This is a genomic window from Fortiea sp. LEGE XX443, from assembly GCF_015206815.1.
Classification (GTDB): Bacteria; Cyanobacteriota; Cyanobacteriia; order Cyanobacteriales; family Nostocaceae; genus Nostoc_B.
Genome location: NZ_JADEXZ010000161.1, coordinates 1 through 1,165, shown reverse-complemented (window position 1 = coordinate 1,165; position 1,165 = coordinate 1). Strand labels below are relative to the sequence as shown.

The 1,165-nt window shown below is 39.8% G+C and carries 1 pseudogene; it reads left to right on the top strand.

Going from position 1 to position 1,165, the window contains the following annotated elements:
* Nucleotides 1-91 precede the first annotated feature (91 nt).
* Nucleotides 92-1,152: pseudogene (locus tag IQ259_RS27850) on the top strand (ISAs1 family transposase); the annotation flags it as partial.
* Nucleotides 1,153-1,165: the final 13 nt, after the last annotated feature.

The window sequence follows — 1,165 nt, the reverse complement described above, 5'->3', positions numbered from 1 at the left end:
CCCCCAGGGCTGTTTCATTCCCTAAAACAGGTAAAATAGCAAGAGTGGAGGGGAAAAGAATATGGGTGCAGATTTGATTGAACAATTAAAGCAAGTGGAAGATTTTAGAACGACTGATGGACGAAGACATCCACTGTGGCTGGTGTTGCTGTTTGTCATAATGGGAACAATGAATGGATATGTGGGATATCGTGGTTGGGGAGATTTTGTCAAAAGGCATAGACGGGTATTAATAGAGAAATTTGGTAGGCAAAAACATGGAGTTCCCTCATATTCAACAATCCGACGTGTAGTCATGGGAGTGGATTTCGATAAACTGGCAGAAAAATTTAATGAGTGGGCTAAAAATTATGTTGATTTAGAAGTATCAGAATGGTGTGCCATAGACGGTAAAAGTATTAAAGGTACGGTGCAAAACTACAGTTCATCTAATCAGAATTTTGTCAGCATAGTATCAGTATTTGCGGGCAAAAGAGGGTTAGTTGTGGGGATGGAGAAATTTGAGAACCAGCTCAAAAGCGAAATCCAAGTTGTGCAAGAGCTAGTCACAGCATTGGGTATAGAAGATGTAGTCTTGAGCTTTGATTCCTTGCATTGCCAAAAAAAACTTGCAAAATAATTATTGAAGGTGGTAACGATTACGTTATTGCTGTGAAAGATAATCAACCCAAACTACATCGCCATATTCAAAACATTGCCGCCACCAGAAAACCTACCTCTCGTATAATTGAGACAGAAAAGACTAGAGATAGATTAACAACGCGTACTGTTGAAGTTTTCCATGATGTCAATGGAATTGACCCAGAATGGACGGGAATACAATCTTTAATTAGGGTCGAAAGAATTGGCACAAGAAAGGGTAAGAAATATCATGAAATTGTTTGTTATATTAGCAGTTTGATTTGCTCGGCGAAGGAATTTGCTCTCGGTATTCGCGGTCATTGGGGTATCGAAAATTGCCTCCATTGGGTGAAAGATGTTGTGTTCAAAGAAGATAATTCAACGATCCGTATGGGCAATGCTCCTGCTAATCTTTCTATCTTGAGAGCGATCGCTCTCAACATACTGCGTCGAAATGGTCATATTTCCATCACAATTGCTCAAAGATTTCTCTCTCATGATATTGACAAACTTCTTGCCCTTGTGGAATGAAACAGCCCTGCCT